This window comes from Photobacterium nomapromontoriensis (assembly GCF_050336815.1).
GTDB lineage: Bacteria > Pseudomonadota > Gammaproteobacteria > Enterobacterales > Vibrionaceae > Photobacterium > Photobacterium nomapromontoriensis.
Window position 1 is genome coordinate 1 of the sequence record NZ_JAKJSL010000039.1, and the last position, 21,311, is coordinate 21,311.

The following is a 21,311-nucleotide window of genomic DNA, read 5'->3' on the forward strand; positions in this document are numbered from 1 at the left end:
TGATGATCATCCTCTCAGACCAGCTAGGGATCGTTGCCTAGGTGAGCCTTTACCCCACCTACTAGCTAATCCCACCTGGGCCAATCTTGGCGCGAGAGGTCCGAAGAGCCCCCTCTTTGGTCCGTAGACGTTATGCGGTATTAGCTATCGTTTCCAATAGTTATCCCCCACACCAAGGCATGTTCCCAGGCATTACTCACCCGTCCGCCGCTCGTCAGCAAAAGAAGCAAGCTTCTTCTCTGTTACCGCTCGACTTGCATGTGTTAGGCCTGCCGCCAGCGTTCAATCTGAGCCATGATCAAACTCTTCAATTAAAAGTGTTTGCTGCTATAAATAGCGGCTCAATGAAATACTGTTTGTTCATTACCAAAGTAATGAACGAATTGACTGTGCCAAAATAACTTCTCTATAAATAGATACGCCATTTTGTATTGGTCACTCAGTTTCATTGATAATTCTTTTGTTGACTATCATTTCACGAGTGCCCACACAGATTGCATGGTCAAATTGTTAAAGAACGTTGACTCAACACATCGTGTTGGTCGAGGCTGCGTATATTACCAAGCAAAACCTCAGTGTCAACAAAAAACTTGAATAATCTTTTCTTCAAACCCTTTGCCAACAATGCTTGAGAAGACAAAACCAAAACTTTTAACGCTTAGGTCAGCTTACTCGAGCAAGGCCGCCGATTTTTTCACCATCAAGCTATTAAAGTCAAGCTCAAAGGTGAGAATAAATCGTCAAACCCATTTCATCAACACGTTATACACAGATTGTGCATAGCTTACTAAGAAGCCGTATCCCCGTTGGTGAGGTCGTATTATAGTGAGAAGGACTCGAATGACAACTAGTTTTTTATGTTTTTCGAGCAACAGGCGAGAATTACCTCAGAAACAGGGTAAAAACAGCAAAAATCGATCAGCCCACACTAGAGAAGTTACAAGCAAGATAAGCCTCTACAACAATAAGCGTAGCTAATAATGTGATTTGAAGTCTGAGAATATGAGGGGCGACAGGCATTGCCCCTCTTTTCTGGCTATGTTAGTGAAACAATAAAGGAAGGGTTAAGAAGGTTTTCACGGTGATAACCGAGTGGTTCCCCGCTGAGTTCACGCACTTTTGCTCCCGCACTTTCTGCGATACATTGCCCGGCGGCGGTATCCCACATCATGGTTGGACCCAATCTTGGGTAATATTGAGCGCGCCCCTCGGCTACGAGACAAAATTTCAATGATGAGCCAACTTCAGCGAGCTTGTGATCTCCAAGCAGCTCTAGATAACCCGCTAACTCCTCACTAGGGTGTGAGCGGCTCCCTACCACTGTCGGTATTGTTGCTGGCCGTACCTTTATTAGTTCTTTACCTGCCTTAGTAATCAACCAAGCCTGTTTACCATTAGCAAGCCAGCTTTTTCCTAACGCAGGAGCATGAACAACAGACATGGTGGGTTTACCGCCTTCAATCAATGCAATATTAACGGTGAACTCCCCATTCTTCCGCAAAAACTCTTTTGTGCCATCTAACGGGTCGACAAGCCAAAAAGACGTCCACTCCTGTCGTTCACTCCATAATGAATGCTCGGACTCTTCTGATAGCACGGGGATATAGGGGGTTAATGCAGCCAATTTTTCGATAATAATTGCATTCGCCGCTAAATCGGCCTCAGTTACTGGGCTCTTATCTGCTTTTTCTGTGACCTGCACATGATCATGGTAATGACCCATAATGGTATTACCCGCTTCAATTGCAATGTCATAAAGTGCATCTAGTTGACTTCCCACGTACTACTCCTTGTGTTTATCCAACAATGTTCTGTTCTTGAAGTGAAATGATGCATCGCTCTACAAGCTGCTCGACTGTCAAACTTCCTGCTGACAAATGAATTTCAGCGTTCTCCGGCTGCTCATATTCAGCATCAATCCCTGTAAAGTGTTTTATTTGACCTGCTCGGGCTTTTTTATACAAGCCTTTGGGATCACGCTTCTCGCATTCATCCAGCGGTGTGTCTACAAACACTTCAAGAAACTCACCTTCCGGCAGCATATCTCGTACCAGCTGTCGTTCATGTCGATGTGGTGATATGAATGCACTGAGTACAATAAGCCCTGCATCGGTCATCAGCTTGGCCACCTCACCAATACGACGGATGTTCTCTCGCCTATCTTCTGCTGAAAAGCCCAGATCTTTACATAAGCCATGGCGAACATTATCACCATCCAATAGGTAGGTATGGTAACCCAAGGCTGATAACCTTGATTCTAAGGCACCGGCAATGGTTGATTTACCCGCACCACTCAGTCCGGTAAACCACAATACACATGGCTTTTGACTTTTTTGCTGTGCCCTTAACGCTTTATCGACTTGGTGGTTATGCCACACAATATTCTCATTACTGTTCGATTGAACGGCCGTAGTCATTCTCAACTCCATTTTTTCTCAAACATTAAAAAGGAAACAATTGCGGTATCATCATCAATACCACCACTGAGTAAACACATGAAATAGGTAAACCAACTCGGAGGAAATCCTTAAGCTGATAGTTACCTACGCTGTAAACCAGCAAGTTAGTTTGATAACCATAGGGGGAAATAAAGCTAGCACTGGCTCCAAACAATATCGCCATAATAAATGGCATGGGATCTGAGCCGTAGCTTACAGACAAACTGTATGCAATTGGAAAAGCCAAAGCGGCAGCCGCATTATTAGTCACCAATTCCGTTAGGACCAATGTCAATAAGTACACCGCTATCAACGCGCCATACAGACCCCAGCCACCAAATGCTTGCATCAACATACTGCCCATTTGATCTGACAACCCACTAGACAGCATTAATTGGGCCAACGATAACGCCGAACCAACAATGACAACAATATCGATGGGAAAACGACGACGAAGTTCAGTAAATGAAATCACGCCACTCGCCACTAGTATCAGTAAAAACGTAGCAAGCCCCTTAATGAAGGGAAAGACATCAAACAATGTCATCCCTATCACTGCGGCAAACCCTAATAAAACACCGATACTTTTGCGGCTATCCAAACGAGCACTGGAGTCCAAGCCATTAACCAGTACAAACTCACGATTTAATTGCTGTTTTTTATTATGAAATTCTTTTCCTGGCACGATAACTAACGTATCTCCAGCATGTAATTCAATATTCCCTAATCCACCAGCTAACCTTTCATGACCACGTCGAATGGCAACAACGACGGCATCAAAACGCTCACGGAATTGAACACTTTTCAGCGTTTTCCCCCTGATCCCAGCAGACTGACTCACAATCACTTCCAACATCGACTGGCCATTTAGATGATGCTGACCAAACAATTGAATGCCATTAATCTCCTGCAATGTGGTGACGCTTTCCACATCACCGCAAAACAACAAGGTATCACCAACCTGTAAGCAGGTATCGGGGCACACAGGGGCTATCGTTTTTCCATCACGTAAAATTTCAGCTAAAAACAAGCGTCGCAATGCTCGCAATCCATTCTCAGCTATCGACTTACCTACTAAGGGAGACCCCTCTTTCACTTTCGCCTCTAAAAAATAAGGAAAGTCATCTTGGGAGTGATCATCATAAACAGGCAATAAATAGCTCAATGGGATCAGTATCAGTAAACCAATAACCAATACCACAATACCAATCACCGTAGGCGCAAAGAACCCAAGGCTCGGCAAGCCAGCATCTTCCACAAAACTATTAATGATCAAATTGGTTGAGGTACCAATAAGGGTCAATGTTCCACCGAGGATGGCAGTATAAGAAAGAGGGAGTAGTAGTCGGGATGGAGCATGGCGCTGATTGCGTTTTACCGCACCGATCAGGGATACAACTACCGCGGTATTATTGGTAAAAGAAGAGAGAATAGCGGTCGATAATCCCAACTTTGCTATGACGGTTGATTGACCGCCATGCGAAATTTGCTGCCCAACCCAGCTGATCAACCGCGTTTTTTCAAGCGCAATAGAAACAAGGATCAATAACACTAAGGTTAGTAATGATGAATTAGTAAAATTACCCGCTAATGTGGGTAAATCAATCATCCCAGCCTGAAAGCCAACAAAAGCTGCACCTGCAAATAAATACGCAGGCTTAATTTTGGTGGTCAACAGGCAGGCGATTATCACCATTAACATGGTGAGAACCATTCCTTGTTCCCATTGCATTGTCATTACCCCAACAATTTACTGATATCCTTCGCATCCCAATGAGGGAAATGCTTGCGGATCAGCGCATTGAGTTCGACTTCAAATGCCGATATATCGGTACGGGTTGAAGGCTGTGCATCTGAGAGGGCTTCATGGATCATGCCCGCTCCCACCGTCACATTAGTCAACCTATCGATAATGATAAATCCACCTGTATCTGGACACTGCTGATAAGTATCAACCGCTATCGACTCGGTTAAATTGACGTCACATAGCCCAATGCCATTGAGAGGCAGACTCTCAACCTTAAAGGTATTCAGGTTATTAATATCAACTTGATGACGAATGGACGTTACCGAACCGACCGTTTTCTTGCCCGCGACTTTAATATCATATTCTCGACCCGCCTCTAATGGCGCCTCTGCCATCCAGACAATATCAGCCAGTACATGATTAGTGAGCGGTACATCACTGTCTGCAACAACCAAAGTATCACCGCGGCTAATATCAATTTCATCAGTCAGTGTTAGGGTTACTGCTTGACCAGCAAAAGCCTCTGGTAGATCACCATCAAATGTCACGATGCGCTCAACGGTCGATGTTTTTCCTGATGGTAGAGCTTTAATGACATCACCTGGACGGACAGTGCCTGACGCTATCGTGCCAGCAAACCCTCGAAAATCGAGGTTAGGACGGTTAACGTATTGCACAGGGAAGCGGAACTCACCCGACTGGCGATCACGGCTAATATCGACTGACTCTAATAACGAGAGCAAGGGTTCACCGTCATACCACGCCATTTTGTCACTTAGATCAACGACATTGTCCCCATCCAAGGCCGATAGCGGAACAATGCTAATATCAAGATAAGGGTTGATTTTTTCAGCAAAAGCCAAATACTCGTCTCGGATTGACTCAAAACGTGCTTGTTCAAACTCAACCAAGTCCATCTTATTAATAGCCACCACGAAATGACGAATACCCAATAAGCTTGCAATGTAGGAGTGACGACGAGTTTGATCCAGCACGCCTTTACGCGCATCAATTAATATCACAGCGACATCACAGGTGGATGCTCCCGTCGCCATATTACGAGTGTATTGCTCATGCCCAGGGGTATCAGCAATGATGAATTTACGCAGCTTGGTGGAAAAATAACGGTAAGCAACGTCAATCGTAATGCCTTGCTCACGTTCAGCCTGCAGACCGTCAACCAACAATGCCAAATCGGGTTTATCACCTGTTGTACCAACTTTTTGGCTATCAGCATGGATTGCCGCGAGCTGATCTTCATATATTTGCTGAGAGTCATGGAGCAATCGCCCGATCAGGGTGCTTTTACCATCATCAACCGAACCACACGTTAAAAATCGAAGCAGGGATTTATGCTGATGCTGATCCAGATATGCTTCGATACCCAGTTCAGCAACTTGTTGTTCAATTACGCTGTTCATCGTCTCTCCTTAGAAATATCCCTGGCGCTTCTTAAGCTCCATCGACCCCGACTGATCGTGATCAATCGCCCTTCCCTGTCTTTCACTGGATGTCGCCACCAGCATCTCTTCAATAATGCTCGGCAATGTCTTGGCTTCCGATTCAATCGCCCCTGTCAATGGGTAACAGCCAAGGGTTCTGAATCGAACACTTTTGTGTTCAATCTTTTCTCCAGGTTGCAGCTCCATTCGATCATCATCAACCATGATCAACATACCATCACGATCTACCACTGGTCGCACAGCGGAAAGGTACAAGGGAACAATTTCGATCCCTTCCAGATAGATGTACTGCCAGATATCCAGCTCGGTCCAGTTAGACAACGGAAAGACCCGAATACTCTCGCCTTTATTGATTTGGCCGTTATAAGTTTTCCAAAGTTCTGGACGCTGATTTTTCGGGTCCCAAGTGTGGTTCTTATCGCGAAAGGAATATACTCGCTCTTTGGCGCGCGATTTTTCTTCATCACGGCGCGCCCCACCGAAAGCTGCATCAAAACCGTATTTATTGAGTGCCTGCTTCAACCCTTGAGTTTTCATAATGTCAGTATGCTTGGATGAGCCATGGCTAAATGGGCCAACTCCCATTGCAAGGCCTTCTGGATTTTTATGTACCAGTAGCTCAAAACCATATTTTTCTGCCGTACGATCACGAAACTCAATCATTTCACGAAATTTCCAATCAGTATCAACATGCAGCAACGGGAAAGGGATCGTTCCTGGATAAAATGCCTTTCGTGCAAGATGCAACATCACTGATGAATCCTTACCAATGGAATACATCATTACGGGGTTATCAAACTCTGCAGCGACTTCACGGATGATATGAATACTCTCCGCTTCAAGCTGCTTAAGGTGGGTAAGTCGTTTGGGGTCCATCACTCTCTCCATGTTAAGCCAGCTTCACAACCGTCGTCTGTTGACCACTATTGTTGTGCAAATGCTGTTCCTGTTTTCCAAACCAATGTAGTTTTTCTGAAAGATTAACGACTTCACCAATCACAATCAGTGAGGGTGACGCCGCTTGTTGAGCTAATTCCGCCAGCCTGTTCAGCTGACCTTTATATACTTTTTGTGCCGATTGGGTGCCGCGTTCAATAATGGCAATCGGGGTTTCAGGTGAGCGACCATACGTAATTAACTTTAGCTGAATATCCTGAGAGTTCATCAACCCCATATACACTACAAGGGTCTGGTTGCCGCGTGCCAACGTACTCCAATCAAGATCTTTACCATCGGGCTTAATATGCCCCGTCACAAACATCGCTGTTTGGGCGAGATCTCGGTGGGTTAACGGGATCCCGGCATAAGCAGTGGCACCAGCGGCTGCGGTCACACCAGGGACAACTTCAAAAGGAATGTTATGATCAAATAACACTTCAAGTTCTTCACCTCCGCGACCAAACACAAACGGGTCTCCCCCTTTTAGACGTACAACGCGCTTGCCTTGCTGAGCATAATCAACGATCAGACTGTTGGTTTCCGTCTGTGGGACGCTGTGACTCCCCGCTTTTTTACCCACACAAACCAATTCAGCATCTCGTCGGACGAGATCCATCACCGCATCGGAAACTAAGTAGTCATACAGCACTACATCAGCCTGCTGCATCAACTGTAGAGCACGCAACGTCAGCAGTCCCGCATCCCCAGGGCCGGCGCCAACCAGCGCAACTTTACCCTGGCAATCGATGCCATCAGTCAGTAATTCCAACTCTTGTTTTGCCGCTTCGTCATGACCAGCAGCAATCAATGAAGCAAATCGCCCGGAAAAAACTTGCTCCCAGAAACGGCGACGAGATGCCAACGACGTCACTTTCTGAACGAGACGAGATCGGAAGCGCCCGGCCACCTCTGCCATGGTGCCGAGATGCTGCGGTAGCAGCGCTTCAAGTTGCTCTCGGATCAAGCGGGCAAGCACCGGAGCCTGACCCGAGGAAGAAATCGCAACAATGATAGGTGAGCGATCAACAATGGAGGGAACAATAAAGCTACAGCGCTGGGTATCATCAACCACATTCACCAATACCTGACGCTGATTAGCTGATTGATAAACCAACGCATTCACTGCTTTGTGGTCTGTGGCTGCAATTGCAAGGAAAATACTATCCAGACAGTCAGGTTCAAACTCTGCACCAAGGTGCTTGATCTGACCGTCTTTCAACGCATTTTGAAATTCAGGAGACAACGTATCTGCAATAACACGCACATCCGCTCCCGCCTTAAGCAACATCCGAGCTTTTCGCCAGGCAATCTCGTTACCGCCGACCACTAAACATGGACGTCGTTTCAGATCGGTAAAGATTGGCAAGTATTCCATTTTCCAGCGCCCCTAAATTCCGTTGATAGAAGCACTATAGATGTGACTGAATATTACCTGAAATTCTAAAATTGCATCTTTTATACCCAAAAGTTTCAGTCAGACCATAACGCATCTATTTTTGGATAGTTACGCTAGATAATATTATGACGACTAACTAACACAACATCCTAGGCTATTGATAAACAATTCTGTTTCAAAATAAATGCATCTAGATACCCACCAACCACTTCCTCCTTTTATATAACAAGAACAAAAAATTAATTCTGAAAAATGAAATAGTCGGTTACGTCACTTATTTGACAATAAAAATGAGATACACCACACACAAAGATTAACTCACTAAGTAACAAGCCAACCATTTTTGATACCTTACGCTCACTTTACTGCCCCCCTATCATCATGGAGATGAACATGAAGTTATCCGTCAAACCGCTATCAATCGCAATTTTAGGCGGTATGCTTGCCCTTGCAGGTCCAGCCTCAGCAGAAACCATTAAGCTTCGTATTCTGGAAACGACTGACATCCATACCAATGTTATGGATTATGATTACTACAAAGACAAGCCAACCCAAAAAACAGGCTTAGTACGTACAGCGACCTTGGTAAAACAAGCTCAAGCTGAAGTCGTAAACAGCGTATTGGTTGATAACGGTGACCTCCTTCAAGGCAGCCCGATGGGTGACTATATGGCAGCCAAAGGCATTAAAGCTGGAGAAATTCATCCAGTTTACAAGGCGATGAATCAACTTAACTACGATGTTGGTAACCTAGGTAACCATGAATTCAACTACGGTCTTCCCTTCCTTCACACCTCACTAGCTGGTGCGAATTTCCCTTATATCAATGCCAACGTCTACGATTTAAAGACAGGCAAGAATATGTTTACCCCATACATCATCAAGTCACATACCTTCAAAGATACTGATGGTGTAGAACATGAAGTCAAAGTTGGTTACATAGGTTTTGTTCCACCACAGATCATGATTTGGGATAAGAAAAATCTTGAAGGCAAGGTGGAAGCAAAAGATATCAAGCAAACTGCCGAGAAATATGTCCCGCAAATGAAGGCTGAAGGAGCCGATGTTATCATCGCCATTCCTCACTCTGGCGTATCATCTGATCCGTATCAGGTGATGGCCGAAAACTCGGTATACTACCTGACAGAAGTTGAAGGCATTGATGCCATTGCATTTGGCCACTCACACGCGGTGTTCCCAAGTAAGGCGTTTGCGAATCTTCCCAATACCGATGTAGAAAAAGGCACCATCAATGGCGTAGCTGCTGTCATGCCTGGCCGCTGGGGCGATCATCTGGGCATCATGGATCTAGTCTTAGACAAAGAAGATGACGGCTGGAAAGTCATCTCAGCCCAAACCGAGACCCGTCCAATTTTTGATAAATACAAAGCTAAACCGTTGGTCGATGCTGACAAAGCGATGCTCGATGCAGTGAAAGACGATCACAAAGGCACTCGTGAGTTTGTCAGCCAGCCGATTGGTAAAGCCAATGACGTAATGTACAGCTTCCTTGCCTTGGTTCAGGACGACCCTACGGTACAGATCGTTAGCCTCGCCCAGAAAGATTATGTTGAACGCTTTATTCAAGGTGACCCAGACCTTGATGGTATTCCAGTACTATCAGCAGCTGCACCATTCAAGGCCGGCGGCCGTGGTAACGATCCAACAAACTTCACTGAAGTAGAATCGGGGCAATTGACTTTCCGTAACGCAGCTGACCTATACCTGTACCCTAATACGCTCGTTGCAATGAAAGTGACAGGCAAAGAAGTCAAAGAGTGGCTGGAATGTTCTGCGGGTCAATTCAACCAAATTGATCTGAACAGCACCGCACCACAAGGCCTGATCAATTGGGATGGCTTCCGTACCTATAACTTCGATGTCATTGACGGCGTTAATTACAGCATCGATATTTCACAACCTGCGCGTTATGACGGTGACTGTAAGCTGATCAACGACAAGGCTGAGCGTATCCAGAATTTGACTTTCAACGGTAAGCCAGTCGATCCAAAACAGCCTTTCCTTATCGCAACCAACAACTACCGTGCCTACAGTGGTAAATTTGCGGGCACAGGTGAAGCCTTTGTCGCCTTTGCCTCTCCGGATGAAAACCGTACCGTACTGGCTGATTACATCACGCGTATCAGTAAAGAGCAGGGCCAAGTGATACCAAGTGCTGATAATAACTGGCACTTTGCCCCACTGAAGAGCGACAAGGCGCTGAACATCACATTTGAAACATCACCAAGTGAGAAAGCGGCGACGTTCATTAAAAATAAAGGGGAATACCCAATGGAGAAAGTAGGCAGCGACAAAGTCGGCTTTGCTGTCTACCGTATTGACCTACAAAAATAACGCTTCCTAACCGCTACCATGAATATACCGCAGCCTAGGCTGCGGTATTTTTTTGTTATAATGACGCCAAGATCCCACAAAGAGCCTGCAATAATGAAGTCTGTCCTAGCCCAGTATCTCCAACAACACGATGCCGATCAGACCACTATCGAGCAAGTCTTAGCAGCAGCCGAACTGATGGATCTTCCGACCCGACACATTCTGCTTAATCAAGGGGAGTATCCCGGGTATGCCTTTTTTCTCGTGAATGGAATTTGTCATGCTTGCTATCTCACCGTTGATGGTCGTCAATTCAGCAAAGAGTTTTACTGGGATCAAGATGTGTTGATTGGCTTTGAAAGCCTGCTCACCGACGCGCCTTCCGCCTTTTTGCTTGAAACCCTGTCAACAAGCCAATTATTAGCGATCCCTATTGAACTGATTACCCAATGGCGAGCAGAACAGAACCCACTCTACATCCGCCTTCTGGAGCGTCAGTTACAATTTAAAGAACATAAAGAACGCTTTATGCTTATGCATACTCCCGAAGAACGGCTACAGCTATTTTGTGATAGTTTTCCAGAGCTACTGACACGGGTTACGGATTACCAGATCGCCTCCTACCTGGGTATCACCCCCACCAGCCTGAGCAGAATTCGAAAACGGTTATCACAGCCAAATAGCGACCATTAAAAATAACACGTCAAGATTATCTTTTGTTAAGGCAATAACAGCACCATACCGTTACCCTAACGAGCCATCACGACCTAAACACAGAATAAAACGAGGATATAGCCATGCAATGGCAATGCCTGAGCTTTGAACAACTTACCACCCACCAGTTATACGATTTACTCAAACTGCGCAGTGATGTTTTTGTGGTTGAACAACAGTGTGCCTATCCAGATCTCGATAATCACGACCGCACAGCAGACACTTACCATCTACTTGGTTATCGTAATCATGAACTGGTCGCTTACCTTCGGCTGTTGCCGCCAGAAACGACCTATCCTCAGATCAGTATCGGCCGGGTAACAACAGCAAGCCAAGCAAGAGGGGCCGGATTGGGCCACTGCCTACTCGAGCAGGGGCTGCTTACCGCCGAACGACTATGGCCGGGACAAACCATTGAAATTGGCGCACAGTCTCATCTGCAGCATTATTACCAGCGCTATGGCTTTGAGGCATTTTCGGAAGAATATCTGGAAGATGGGATCCCACATATTGATATGCGTCTGACTAAATCCCGCCCATAAAAAAGCCACATCCGTGGCTTTTTTCTTACCGCTGACTACGAACAAAACTACCATCCGAACGGCGGAAGAACATGATAGGCTCGCCATCCAACTGTTCAATTTGCAACGCATCCAAACTGCCATCTGTGGTCTGTCGGTAGCGTAACCACTGCCCAGCCTTAATCTGGCTCAACGGTTTATCGTTACCTTCAATCGCAGCCACTGCATACAAATCAGATAAGGGTAACGACTTATCTCGGAAAATATTCGCCAGTGTCTCGCCACGCTTTACTTCATAACGCTGCCACGGTTTGGCCACAGGTTTCGTCACTGGAGTCTCCGCAGGGACGGTAGCTTGGCTGATCACTTCAGGCTCTTCCAAGTTCGGCAGCGGCCGAATCACAGAACGTGATGGTGATTCTGGCTCAATACGCTCACCGACTGTTCTGACAGGTTCTGGACGATTATCCAAGTTCAAAGGTAGATCTCGACGAACGAGCTCATCCCCTTGTGAGGGTAATGGCACACGAGTTGGCAATAAAGTGACTAATACCACCAAAGGCACCAATACAGCTAACGCTCGGCGATGAAATCGTGGCAATACATACCATTTCGCTTTTATATTGGCGAATTTCAGTGGACCAAGGCTTAATGCCTGCATCAGCGCCGCTTTATCAAACGTAATGCGAGGCCATGAAAATTCTCTTTTTTTCGTTGAACGGCGTTTGGCCTGTCCCATAAATAACACTCCAGCGCTTGCAAACTCGCGCGATTAAACGACAGCTTGTCACAATGGTTTACCCTCGGGGGGGGAAACTGTTATCCTGCTTGCTTTATTTACTCTACCAAAGAGATGACACCATGTCTGACGTAAAACTAGATACAGTTGAAACTAAAGCAAGCTACGGTATCGGTCTTCAAATGGGCCAGCAGCTAGCACAAAGCGGCCTAGAAGGCCTAAATGTGGCTGCTATCGCTAAAGGTATCGCAACTTCTCTTACTGGCGATATGCCTGAAATCGAAGTTGATGACATCAACAATGCACTACGTGAACTTCACACTCAAGCAGAAGCTGCTCGCCAGGAGCAAGCAAAAGCGGCGGCGGCTGACGGCGAAGCGTTCCTAAACGATAACGCACTACGCTCTGAAGTAACCGTTACTGAGTCTGGCCTACAGTACGAAGTACTTGTAGAAGGCAACGGTGAAATCCCAACGTCTGATAAGCAAGTTCGTGTTCACTACCACGGTGAACTAACTGACGGTACAGTATTCGACAGCTCGGTATCTCGCGGCCAACCCGCTGAATTCCCAGTAACAGGCGTAATTAAAGGCTGGGTTGAAGCACTACAGATGATGCCTGTTGGTTCTAAGTGGAAGCTTTACATTCCTCAAGATCTTGCTTACGGCGAGCGTGGCGCAGGTGCCGCTATCCCTCCGTATGCTGCGCTAGTATTCGAAGTGGAACTACTGGATATCCTGTAAACCTTTCTTAATACAAATAAAAACGGTGCTTCGGCGCCGTTTTTTTTTACTCAATAGTACATCACACCAACGTCTCTAGCTCGCCTTAAATAATCAGTGTGAACTATTCATTTATTTTTCAGTCAATTTATACTCTTAGGGTATTTTAATGACTAGGCTTATAATACGGTCAAACCCTAACTCTCTTTCATTAACTTAATCCCATCACAAGGAGGACAGTGATGACACCGTTCATCTCTCGAACCAACGTTACTTTTTGGTCAGTTTGCCTTATCGTACTCAGCTTGAGCGCACCTAGCACAAGCTACGCCTTTAGCCTATCAGACTTATTTGGTGGTAATGAAGCTGAATCAACAGTTAAGAACCCATTAACTGAAATGCTCAGCAGTCAACTCGATATCTCACCAGAACAAGCCGCAGGCGGTGCAGGGGCATTGCTCTCTATCGCGTCCAGCCAATTAGATGGTGAACAAGCCAGCGAATTAGCAAAAATGATCCCGGGTGCAGAAGCCCTTACCGGTAGTCTACCACCGGGCATCGGTGCACTACTTGGCAATATGGATACCATCCATCAAATCTTTGCAGCGCTTGGCTTAGATAGCAAAATGGTCAGCCAGTTCATCCCTGTCGTGATGCAATTCCTCGGGGATAAGGGCGCCAGTGCCGGACTACTTGAAAACCTCAGCAAGGTATGGAGTATGCCAGCGCCTGACAAACAGTAACAGAATCGCGGAACGATACCTCGATAATGTCCATGTTCTGTCATGTAACCGTCAAAAAACAAAAAGCCTTACTTAAATAATAAGTAAGGCTTTTTTATCGAAGAAAGTGATTAATCAGATCCCTGAACCATCGGTTTCAACATCATCTTCATGAAGACCACATTCACGTTTTAGCCCAAAAAAACGCGTTTCTTCTTCTTTCATTCCTGGCTCCCATTTTTTTGTCGTATGGGTATCCCCAACCGATAAGTAACCTTGATCCCTCAATGGGTGATAGGGCAAACGGTGCTCTGTCAGATAACGGTGTATATCTTGATTATTCCAGTCAATTAATGGCAAAAATTTATAATGGCCATTTTGAATAGCTAAGACAGGCAGCGATGAACGAGTTGCCGACTGCTCACGTCGCAAGCCAGAAAACCACGCCCCGACATTTAGCTCATCCAATGCCCGACGCATCGGCTCCACTTTATTGATCCGATTATATTGCTTGATCCCATCCAAGCCCTGCTCCCACAACCGACCATAACGTGCTTCTTGCCAGCCAGAGCTATGATCAGCCCGATAGACATGCAACGTCAGTCCCAACCGCTCTGTTAATGTATCAATAAACTGATAGGTTTCAGGGAACAAATAACCAGTATCGGTTAAAATGACCGGGATCTTGGGGGCATCTTGCGTCACCATATGCAACATCACCGCCGATTGGATCCCAAAGCTGGATGCCAAAGCAAACTGCCCCGGTAAATGGTCAAGAGCCCAACGAACCCGCTCTTGGGCAGTCATCGTCTCAAGTTTCGCGTTAATCGGTGCCAGTTGAAGGATCTGCTCTACCTTACTTTGTTGAAGCAGTTGCGAAAGTTGAACCTCAGGCATAGAAATCCCTCACAGAAATCTGCACTGATTCTATAATGCCAGTACGGATCGTAAAATCACCAAACGCTTCATCGGCTTCACGCTCTGTGGCCCAACGACCAACCAAACTATCTATTTCAGCCAGAATCTGCTCGACTGTAATATTCTCACGGTACATTTTCGGAATCCGAGTACCATTACGATTTCCGCCCAGATGGACGTTATAGCGCCCAGGCGCCTTACCCACCAGCCCGATCTCAGCCAACATCGCCCGTCCGCACCCATTCGGACAGCCCGTCACACGCAGGATAATATTATCGTCCTTCGGCAGACCATGCTTCGCTAATAGCTGCTCAATCTCGGTCACAAACTCGGGTAAGAAACGCTCTGCTTCAGCCATGGCTAAAGGGCAAGTCGGCAATGACACACATGCCATTGAATTCTTGCGTTGTTCACTGACGGCATCATCGATCAGGCCATGATCGCGTGCGATCTTTTCAATCTTCGATTTTTCTTGTGTTGGCACGCCCGCCACGATCAAATTCTGATTGGCCGTCATCCGGAAGTCACCTTTATGGATCTTAGCGATTTCAGCAATCCCTGTTTTGAGCGCTTTACCCGGGTAATCCAATAATCGGCCGTTTTCAACAAACAGCGCTAAATGGTGTTTACCATCAATACCTTCAACCCAGCCGATACGATCACCACGATCGGTAAACGCATATGGGCGGCTAGGCGCAAATGCGATTCCGGCACGCTTTTCCACTTCCGCTTTAAAAGTATCAACACCAACACGATCCAGCGTATATTTGGTCTTCGCATTTTTACGATTAGAACGGTTCCCCCAATCTCGTTGGGTGGTAACCACAGCAGCCGCAACCTCGAGTGTTTTCTCAAGCGGGACAAAGCCAAAATCGTCGGCCCGGCGCGGATAGGTACTCTTATCGCCATGGGTCATGGCCAGACCGCCTCCCACCAGCACATTAAAACCAACCAACTGCCCTTTTTCAGCAATCGCAATAAAGTTCAGGTCATTGGCATGCACATCAACATCATTTTGTGGGGGGATCACCACCGTCGTCTTGAACTTACGCGGTAAATACGTGCTGCCGAGGATCGGCTCTTCATCGGTTGTCTCGAGCTTTTCACCATCAAGCCAAATTTCCGCATAAGCACGGGTTTTCGGTAGCAAATGCTCACTGATCTTGATGGCCCACTCATAGGCTTGTTGATGCAGTTCTGATTCCACTGGGTTGGTGGTGCACAGTACATTACGGTTTACATCCCCTGCGGTGGCAATCGAATCGATACCAATTTGCTTCAATGTCTGGTGCATCAATTTAATATTAGGCTTAAGCACACCATGGAATTGGAATGTTTGTCGAGTTGTCAGGCGAATACTGCCATACAGGGTATGCTCTTTCGCAAACTTATCGATAGCCAGCCATTGCGTCGGTGTGATCACCCCGCCCGGCATTCTGGCCCGCAACATCACATTCTGGAGCGGCTCTAACTTCTGCTTCGCTCGCTCAGCCCTAATATCACGATCATCCTGCTGATACATGCCATGAAAGCGGATCAGCTGGAAATTGTCGGCAGTAAAGCCCCCCGTAATACGATCTCCCAAATCTGCTTCAATCGTGCCACGTAAGAAATTACTTTCGCGCTTTAGACGCTCGTTATCTGACAGTTTCAGCTCACTCATTAGTACACATCCTTTTGATAACGCTTGCTCTTACGCAGTTCATTAAAATACTGCTCAGCTTGCTCACGGGTTTGCTGGCCTTGTTGCTCGGCAATGGTCAGGAGGGCGAGATGCACATCCTTGGCCATTCGGTTGGCATCACCACAAACATAGACATGGGCGCCATCCTGTAGCCATTGCCATACCTCGCTCGCCTGTTCCAGTAACCGATGCTGAACATAATCTTTCTCTGCCTGATCACGACTAAATGCAACATCAAGACGATAGATAACACCCGACTTGAGGTACTTTTGCCACTCCACCTGATATAAGAAGTCGTCGGTAAAGGTCCGATCACCAAAGAAAAGCCAATTTTTGCCCGTTGCATCCCGGTTATCCCTTTCTTGCACAAAAGCACGGAACGGTGCAATACCGGTCCCGGGACCGATCATGATCACTGGCGTATTATCATCAACGGGTAGTTTGAAGTGATTATTAGTTTCAACAAACACCTTCACCGTATCGCCCTCTTCCAGACGCTGTGCAAGATAACTAGAAGCACCACCTTGACGAACCTCATCGCCTTTGTCGTATTCCACAAGACCAACCGTCAAGTGCACCTCTTCGCCCACCTCTTCCTGACTTGACGCAATCGAATACAAGCGAGGCGTCAACCGTCGTAGCAACCCAACCAACTGATTCGCATTCAACACCGTTTTCTTCTCACCCAGCACATCAATCACTTGTGTATTAGCGGCATAATCACGTAGCTTGTCTTTATCTTCAATCAGCTTTGCCAGCTTCTTGCTTCCGGATAATTCAGCATAACGTGTCACTAACTGAGGATTGGCCGTTGTGATCTCATACGAAGCAATGAGAGCCTGCTGCAGACTGACTGGCTGTCCATCAACCTCAACAACATCGGCTTCTGTCAGCCCGACTTTTGCCAAAATCGCCGCAACTAACGCCGGATCATTGTCATACCACACACCCAGTGCATCGCCGGGCTGATAAGTCAGCCCTGAGCCTTCTAAATCAATTTCGACGTGACGGACATCTTTGCCTGAGTGGCGACCCGTAATTTTCTGACTCACCAGAAGCGAAGCGGCAAAAGGGAATTGCTTACTATAAGCCGTCACCGCCATCTGTGCGGCTTGCCCCACAGGAAGCTGAACCACTTCCGCTTCGGAGACCGCTAGAGTTTCTTTTACTTTCTCCAGAGCCTGCGTGCGCCACTGTGCTGCTGTGATCTCATAATCAACATCACAATCAAGACGTTCAAGCATTGGCGTCGCACCAAGCTTCGTTAGGTAAGCATCAAAATCTTTGGCGGTCTGGCAGTAAAACTCATAACTCGAATCGCCTAAACCAATCACGGCATAGTGCAGATTGGGGAGTGTCGGCGCTTTTTTCGATTGCAAGAATTCATGCAATTCAATGGCACCATCCGGCGCTTCACCTTCGCCATGGGTCGATGCCACAATAATGACATGAGTTTCCTTTGCCAGATTTTTCCCTTTGTAGTCACCGGCAGCAAAAAGTTCAGCGGCAATGCCTGCGGCATCGGCTTCTTCTTTCAATGCCTGAGCGACTCCTTTTGCATTTCCCGTCTGAGAGGCGTAGATAATGACAAGTTTCCCTGCAGGTTGACTGGCCAGTGCCGCGACTGGTTGCTGAGAGGGCAAAGCCTGTCCTGCAACTTGAGTTTGACTTAACCCCCAAAAATAACCACTGATCCACGCCAGCTGCTGTGGCGAAAGCTCTGTGGCAGCTTGTTGAAGTTGATCCATTTTTTGATCATTCAACGGACTGGCCAGAGCTGAAAGTTCCTTTAGTATCATGACACGACGATCCCTATACATTGCGTATGGGTTAGATTAGCCACTCAGGGAAATAACAAGAAAGAATAGATAAGAATGTTTTATAACTTTTGGTTAGGGTATGAAGCGGACACGGGAGACACAAGCCCCCCGTGGCGACACCGGAAGGGGATCAGAAAGTATCAGCGATGCGCACTTGGTGGAAACCAACTTCAAAAGCGCGTTCAGTCGCAGTATCTATATCTCGATAGCACTTTTCACTACCAGAACCATCTGTCAATGGGACGAACCCACCTCTACGATGGCGAAACTCGACGATCCAACCATTGGCTTGAATAGAAGGCTCAATCACTGCCTCCACAATATCACTGGAACTATAGAGCTGCTGCAATTCAGTTAATGTCATACGTACAATCCCCTACCGTCTTGCCTTCTATAAAAATGGTACAAAATGAGGGAAACAGGCAATAAAAAAGCCACGAATTAATCGTGGCTTTACGAATACACTAACTTTTCAAATAATTAGAAGTCGATTTCAACGCCCGCAAACCAACCATCCGCTTTAAATTGGCCACCCGCATTGATAAAATTAAAATCGTAATCCATCACTCGATAACCCGCACGCAAATTTAAGTCAGCAGCAATCAGCGGGATCCCCCACATCACACCAAGCTGGCCATCAACGGTGCTAGTACCGTCATACTCTCCCACATTAAGATCACTGAAAATAGATAGCGGTGTCATTGGAATGCCCAGCTCAACATTACCATAAAGGTTAGGCTGCCATTCACTGAATGATTGGTTGTAGAACTTACCAGAATTAAACTGGCTCAACGTCAAACCCAAATCAAACGCAATAAGATCGTTATCTAAAATTTCATAGTATGCGGTGAAATCAGTCTGACCAAATGATACGCTGCCGTTATCTACATCGGTATAACGAATGCGTGCATTAGGGATAAGAGGGATAAAGTGCTCTAACGCCACGTAGTAAGAACCAGAAGTATTACTATCACCATTCGCATGGCTTTCATTCACTTTTGCATCAGAAAACCATGCATCAGCCCCTGCTTTTACGCCCAAAAGCATTGCCGCCTGAGCTGGCACTGCCACTGATAGTGCGACAGCTGCAGCTATCGCAGAAAACGCCAATTTTTTCATCTTGAGTCTCCGCTCTTTATTAGTATGTTAAAACGGCCAAGACTATACCAGATGCTGCTCAAGAAAACCGCATTTCCATTAGGTATTCAAGTGTTTCTCAAGCAATAATCTACTCTGCTGCGATTTGCTAAAGAATATAATGTTATCGCTCTTCTAGCGATAATCGCGATTACGATGGCGGCGTTCTGCCTGACGTTCACGATAGAACCAGACCCCGATAGCAATAACAATCAACCAAGGTAGTAGCTTAAACATTACCCCGATCATCCCCGCAATAGCCATTACGATAAATCCTGCCGCCACCGCAAACACCATGCCCAACACGCTGATCCCGGTAAAAAGCAGAGCGAAAGCAAAAGCGATTAAAAACAGTAGTTCAAACATTGTAATCTCCATTTTGTTGCATCATCAATTAACTCATTTATATAAAGCACAAACTGGACCAGAATTGCAAAAACAATAAAGTACTTATAAATTAAAGATATAAAAAAGCACGCCATGCATCAGACGTGCTTTACAATTGTTTTACTGGTATTTTTCGCCAACTTAGTTAGTCAAAATAACCACGATATAAATTAAACATCAAGATGGGCAGGAATTTTGGCCAACGCCTGCTGCAGTACTTCAATGCCAGAACCTGGCTTGTGAGCATTCTCACTAATATGACGTCGCCACTGACGCGCTCCTGGCATATTCTGGAATAACCCTAGCATATGACGGGTCACATGATTCAGGTACGAGCCTTCTGCCAGCTGACGTTCAATATACGGATACATCGCCTCAACAACCTCACGACGTTTCATCACCGCGTGAGTACTGCCAAACAGACGCTGATCGATCTCTGCCAGCAAGTATGGATTCTGGTATGCCTCTCGACCAACCATCACACCATCCATATGGATCAAATGGGCTTCAATCTCTTCCATCGTCTTCACCCCACCATTAAGTGCCATGGTCAGATGTGGGAAATCACGCTTTAATTGATAAACCCGTGGGTAATCCAACGGTGGGATCTCACGATTTTCTTTTGGACTCAAACCACTTAGCCACGCTTTACGGGCATGAATGGTAAAATCCTGACATCCGCCTTTTTCACTCACCGTGCCAATAAAGTCGCTCAGGAACTGATATGAATCTTGATCATCAATACCGATACGCGTTTTTACTGAGATAGGAATATCAACCACCTCACGCATGGCTGCCACACCTTGAGCGACAAGATCGGCTTCGCCCATTAAGCAGGCACCAAAACGACCGTTTTGCACCCGATCTGACGGGCAACCTACATTAATATTGACTTCATCATATCCGCGTTCTTGCGCCAGTTTTGCACAATGCGCAAGTTCAGCAGGATTCGACCCCCCAAGCTGCAGTACTAGTGGGTGCTCTTCTTCGTTATAGGCAAGGTAATCCCCCTTGCCATGGATAATCGCCCCCGTTGTCACCATCTCCGTGTATAACTGAGTATGACCACTCAATAAGCGGTGAAAGTAACGGCAATGACGGTCGGTCCAATCGAGCATCGGGGCAATGGAAAAGCGGCATGATGGGTATTCAACCTTCTCTGCGTGCTCGGTAGTTGTATGTTCATTAAGTACAACAGCGCTATCTGTCATCGGAAACCTCATTATTGACCCGCTTAACCTATTATCTCCGGTAATCTCTCATACCGCCCCTGTGCCGCTCTGATACCGTAAACCATCGGCGATCCAGACAACAAAGAAAGCGGATTCTACCGCAATCCCGACCCTATCCCAAATATCATGTTTTTAGTCAGCCCATACCACAACAACACGATATGTTTCACCGACCTACAGCTACCATCAAAAAGAACACCGCGAACCAACATATAATAACAAAAACACTTTAAAATCAATAGAATAAAAATAGCATCAAAAAAATGTACAGCAAATTAAGCTTTTGAACACCAACAACCCAAAAAGCCTGTACAGCAGATATTTAAGCCTTAATATCAATAAATTACATCAGCTAAAGAATGTCAATGTCACATATAGACATATTGGACGTGTATTTT

At 46.2% G+C, this 21,311-nt stretch carries 19 protein-coding genes and 1 rRNA gene; 5 read left to right on the top strand and 15 right to left on the bottom strand.

Annotated features, from left to right (window positions below; all coding sequences use genetic code 11):
• From L4D12_RS16635 to cysG, 7 genes are all read right to left on the bottom strand, one after another.
• Positions 1 to 314, bottom strand: a 16S ribosomal RNA gene (locus L4D12_RS16635); the annotation flags it as partial.
• A 722-nt stretch (positions 315 to 1,036) separates the two neighbouring features.
• Entirely contained in the window at positions 1,037 to 1,780 is a 744-nt protein-coding gene (gene cysQ / locus L4D12_RS16640; protein ID WP_428448966.1) for a 3'(2'),5'-bisphosphate nucleotidase CysQ, read from the bottom strand.
• Between the two features lie 16 nt (positions 1,781 to 1,796).
• Positions 1,797 to 2,417, bottom strand: coding sequence for an adenylyl-sulfate kinase (cysC, locus tag L4D12_RS16645; RefSeq protein WP_428448967.1), 621 nt, complete (start codon positions 2,415 to 2,417; stop codon positions 1,797 to 1,799).
• 25 nt (positions 2,418 to 2,442) lie between these two features.
• Positions 2,443 to 4,170, bottom strand: coding sequence for an SLC13 family permease (locus L4D12_RS16650; RefSeq protein WP_428448968.1), 1,728 nt, complete (start codon positions 4,168 to 4,170; stop codon positions 2,443 to 2,445).
• A 5-nt stretch (positions 4,171 to 4,175) separates the two neighbouring features.
• Positions 4,176 to 5,606: a sulfate adenylyltransferase subunit CysN gene (cysN, locus tag L4D12_RS16655; RefSeq protein WP_428448969.1), complete on the bottom strand. Its 1,431-nt coding sequence runs from the start codon at positions 5,604 to 5,606 to the stop codon at positions 4,176 to 4,178.
• 9 nt (positions 5,607 to 5,615) lie between these two features.
• Complete coding sequence (cysD, locus tag L4D12_RS16660) at positions 5,616 to 6,524, bottom strand: sulfate adenylyltransferase subunit CysD (protein WP_428448970.1); 909 nt, start codon at positions 6,522 to 6,524, stop codon at positions 5,616 to 5,618.
• A gap of 13 nt (positions 6,525 to 6,537) precedes the next feature.
• Positions 6,538 to 7,962, bottom strand: a complete 1,425-nt coding sequence (cysG, locus tag L4D12_RS16665; RefSeq protein WP_428448971.1) for a siroheme synthase CysG — start codon at positions 7,960 to 7,962, stop codon at positions 6,538 to 6,540.
• Between the two features lie 414 nt (positions 7,963 to 8,376).
• Here cysG and L4D12_RS16670 point away from each other — a divergent pair, with 414 nt between their 5' ends.
• The 3 genes from L4D12_RS16670 to L4D12_RS16680 all read left to right on the top strand — a co-directional run bounded on the left by L4D12_RS16670 (position 8,377) and on the right by L4D12_RS16680 (position 11,573).
• A complete protein-coding gene (locus tag L4D12_RS16670; RefSeq protein WP_428448972.1) occupies positions 8,377 to 10,338 on the top strand; it encodes a bifunctional 2',3'-cyclic-nucleotide 2'-phosphodiesterase/3'-nucleotidase in 1,962 nt (653 codons plus the stop codon).
• A 93-nt stretch (positions 10,339 to 10,431) separates the two neighbouring features.
• On the top strand, positions 10,432 to 11,010 hold the full coding sequence (locus L4D12_RS16675) for a Crp/Fnr family transcriptional regulator (RefSeq protein ID WP_428448973.1): 579 nt from the start codon (positions 10,432 to 10,434) through the stop codon (positions 11,008 to 11,010).
• A gap of 104 nt (positions 11,011 to 11,114) precedes the next feature.
• Positions 11,115 to 11,573 carry a GNAT family N-acetyltransferase gene (locus L4D12_RS16680; RefSeq protein ID WP_428448974.1) on the top strand — a complete coding sequence of 153 codons (459 nt, stop codon included), beginning with the start codon at positions 11,115 to 11,117 and terminating at the stop codon, positions 11,571 to 11,573.
• 25 nt (positions 11,574 to 11,598) lie between these two features.
• Here the strand turns inward: L4D12_RS16680 and L4D12_RS16685 are convergent, their stop codons facing one another.
• Positions 11,599 to 12,291 (bottom strand): LysM-like peptidoglycan-binding domain-containing protein, encoded by a 693-nt coding sequence (locus L4D12_RS16685; RefSeq protein WP_428448975.1) that lies wholly within the window; start codon positions 12,289 to 12,291, stop codon positions 11,599 to 11,601.
• Between the two features lie 122 nt (positions 12,292 to 12,413).
• On the opposite strand from L4D12_RS16685, the gene bamJ reads away from it, so the two are divergent.
• Together bamJ and L4D12_RS16695 are read left to right on the top strand one after the other, a co-directional pair.
• Entirely contained in the window at positions 12,414 to 13,034 is a 621-nt protein-coding gene (bamJ, locus tag L4D12_RS16690) for a BamJ family beta-barrel-assembly machinery protein (RefSeq protein WP_428448976.1), read from the top strand.
• Positions 13,035 to 13,255: 221 nt separating this feature from the next.
• Positions 13,256 to 13,756, top strand: a complete 501-nt coding sequence (locus tag L4D12_RS16695) for a DUF2780 domain-containing protein (RefSeq protein WP_428448977.1) — start codon at positions 13,256 to 13,258, stop codon at positions 13,754 to 13,756.
• A gap of 114 nt (positions 13,757 to 13,870) precedes the next feature.
• Here the strand turns inward: L4D12_RS16695 and L4D12_RS16700 are convergent, their stop codons facing one another.
• The 7 genes from L4D12_RS16700 to dusA form a co-directional block, all read right to left on the bottom strand.
• Positions 13,871 to 14,632: a phosphoadenylyl-sulfate reductase gene (locus tag L4D12_RS16700; protein WP_428448978.1), complete on the bottom strand. Its 762-nt coding sequence runs from the start codon at positions 14,630 to 14,632 to the stop codon at positions 13,871 to 13,873.
• On the bottom strand, positions 14,625 to 16,316 hold the full coding sequence (cysI, locus tag L4D12_RS16705; RefSeq protein ID WP_428448979.1) for an assimilatory sulfite reductase (NADPH) hemoprotein subunit: 1,692 nt from the start codon (positions 16,314 to 16,316) through the stop codon (positions 14,625 to 14,627). Before cysI ends, L4D12_RS16700 begins: the two co-directional genes overlap by 8 nt.
• A complete protein-coding gene (locus tag L4D12_RS16710; RefSeq protein WP_428448980.1) occupies positions 16,316 to 18,136 on the bottom strand; it encodes an assimilatory sulfite reductase (NADPH) flavoprotein subunit in 1,821 nt (606 codons plus the stop codon). The genes cysI and L4D12_RS16710 overlap by 1 nt, the downstream gene beginning before the upstream one ends.
• 151 nt (positions 18,137 to 18,287) lie before the next feature.
• Positions 18,288 to 18,521, bottom strand: coding sequence for a thymidylate kinase (locus L4D12_RS16715; RefSeq protein ID WP_428448981.1), 234 nt, complete (start codon positions 18,519 to 18,521; stop codon positions 18,288 to 18,290).
• A gap of 116 nt (positions 18,522 to 18,637) precedes the next feature.
• Positions 18,638 to 19,276, bottom strand: coding sequence for a TIGR04219 family outer membrane beta-barrel protein (locus tag L4D12_RS16720; RefSeq protein WP_428448982.1), 639 nt, complete (start codon positions 19,274 to 19,276; stop codon positions 18,638 to 18,640).
• A 153-nt stretch (positions 19,277 to 19,429) separates the two neighbouring features.
• The gene (gene pspG, locus L4D12_RS16725; RefSeq protein ID WP_428448983.1) at positions 19,430 to 19,660 is read right to left on the bottom strand and encodes an envelope stress response protein PspG; all 231 of its coding nucleotides are present in this window, start codon (positions 19,658 to 19,660) and stop codon (positions 19,430 to 19,432) included.
• A gap of 191 nt (positions 19,661 to 19,851) precedes the next feature.
• Positions 19,852 to 20,892 (bottom strand): tRNA dihydrouridine(20/20a) synthase DusA, encoded by a 1,041-nt coding sequence (dusA, locus tag L4D12_RS16730; protein ID WP_428448984.1) that lies wholly within the window; start codon positions 20,890 to 20,892, stop codon positions 19,852 to 19,854.
• Positions 20,893 to 21,311: the final 419 nt, after the last annotated feature.

Coding starts and splice junctions, on each gene's coding strand:
- cysC (WP_428448967.1), bottom strand. CDS start 2,417: ATGACTACGGCCGTTCAATCGAACAGTAATGAGAATATTGTGTGGCAT.
- L4D12_RS16650 (WP_428448968.1), bottom strand. CDS start 4,170: ATGCAATGGGAACAAGGAATGGTTCTCACCATGTTAATGGTGATAATC.
- cysN (WP_428448969.1), bottom strand. CDS start 5,606: ATGAACAGCGTAATTGAACAACAAGTTGCTGAACTGGGTATCGAAGCA.
- cysD (WP_428448970.1), bottom strand. CDS start 6,524: ATGGACCCCAAACGACTTACCCACCTTAAGCAGCTTGAAGCGGAGAGT.
- cysG (WP_428448971.1), bottom strand. CDS start 7,962: ATGGAATACTTGCCAATCTTTACCGATCTGAAACGACGTCCATGTTTA.
- L4D12_RS16670 (WP_428448972.1), top strand. CDS start 8,377: ATGAAGTTATCCGTCAAACCGCTATCAATCGCAATTTTAGGCGGTATG.
- L4D12_RS16675 (WP_428448973.1), top strand. CDS start 10,432: ATGAAGTCTGTCCTAGCCCAGTATCTCCAACAACACGATGCCGATCAG.
- L4D12_RS16680 (WP_428448974.1), top strand. CDS start 11,115: ATGCAATGGCAATGCCTGAGCTTTGAACAACTTACCACCCACCAGTTA.
- L4D12_RS16685 (WP_428448975.1), bottom strand. CDS start 12,291: ATGGGACAGGCCAAACGCCGTTCAACGAAAAAAAGAGAATTTTCATGG.
- bamJ (WP_428448976.1), top strand. CDS start 12,414: ATGTCTGACGTAAAACTAGATACAGTTGAAACTAAAGCAAGCTACGGT.
- L4D12_RS16695 (WP_428448977.1), top strand. CDS start 13,256: ATGACACCGTTCATCTCTCGAACCAACGTTACTTTTTGGTCAGTTTGC.
- L4D12_RS16700 (WP_428448978.1), bottom strand. CDS start 14,632: ATGCCTGAGGTTCAACTTTCGCAACTGCTTCAACAAAGTAAGGTAGAG.
- cysI (WP_428448979.1), bottom strand. CDS start 16,316: ATGAGTGAGCTGAAACTGTCAGATAACGAGCGTCTAAAGCGCGAAAGT.
- L4D12_RS16710 (WP_428448980.1), bottom strand. CDS start 18,136: ATGATACTAAAGGAACTTTCAGCTCTGGCCAGTCCGTTGAATGATCAA.
- L4D12_RS16715 (WP_428448981.1), bottom strand. CDS start 18,521: ATGACATTAACTGAATTGCAGCAGCTCTATAGTTCCAGTGATATTGTG.
- L4D12_RS16720 (WP_428448982.1), bottom strand. CDS start 19,276: ATGAAAAAATTGGCGTTTTCTGCGATAGCTGCAGCTGTCGCACTATCA.
- pspG (WP_428448983.1), bottom strand. CDS start 19,660: ATGTTTGAACTACTGTTTTTAATCGCTTTTGCTTTCGCTCTGCTTTTT.
- dusA (WP_428448984.1), bottom strand. CDS start 20,892: ATGACAGATAGCGCTGTTGTACTTAATGAACATACAACTACCGAGCAC.